This window comes from Vibrio sp. 10N.261.55.A10, assembly GCF_041470825.1.
Lineage (GTDB): Bacteria > Pseudomonadota > Gammaproteobacteria > Enterobacterales > Vibrionaceae > Vibrio > Vibrio crassostreae_C.
The window spans coordinates 1-300 of the sequence record NZ_JBFRNC010000127.1; the positions used below are offsets into that span (position 1 = coordinate 1).

The following is a 300-nucleotide window of genomic DNA, read 5'->3' on the forward strand; positions in this document are numbered from 1 at the left end:
CTTAAACAATGCATCCGGACGCGGGATGGAGCAGTTTGGTAGCTCGTCGGGCTCATAACCCGAAGGTCGTCGGTTCAAATCCGGCTCCCGCAACCACATTACAGTTAAGCGCTATCTGTTGCCCAAGGCAGTAAGAGCAGCGATTAACTAATGCGATACTAGCTCAGTTGGTAGAGCGCAACCTTGCCAAGGTTGAGGTCATCGGTTCGAACCCGATGTATCGCTCCAAATTAGTCTCCTAGAGACAAGATTCATTGACTTAAACAATGCATCCGGACGCGGGATGGAGCAGTTTGGTAG

At 50.7% G+C, this 300-nt stretch carries 2 tRNA genes; both read left to right on the forward strand.

Annotation, left to right across the window (positions count from 1 at the left end):
* Positions 1-19: 19 nt before the first annotated feature.
* Positions 20-96: transfer RNA gene (locus tag AB4274_RS22040), tRNA-Met, on the forward strand.
* A gap of 56 nt (positions 97-152) precedes the next feature.
* Positions 153-228 (forward strand) — tRNA-Gly (locus AB4274_RS22045).
* Positions 229-300: the final 72 nt, after the last annotated feature.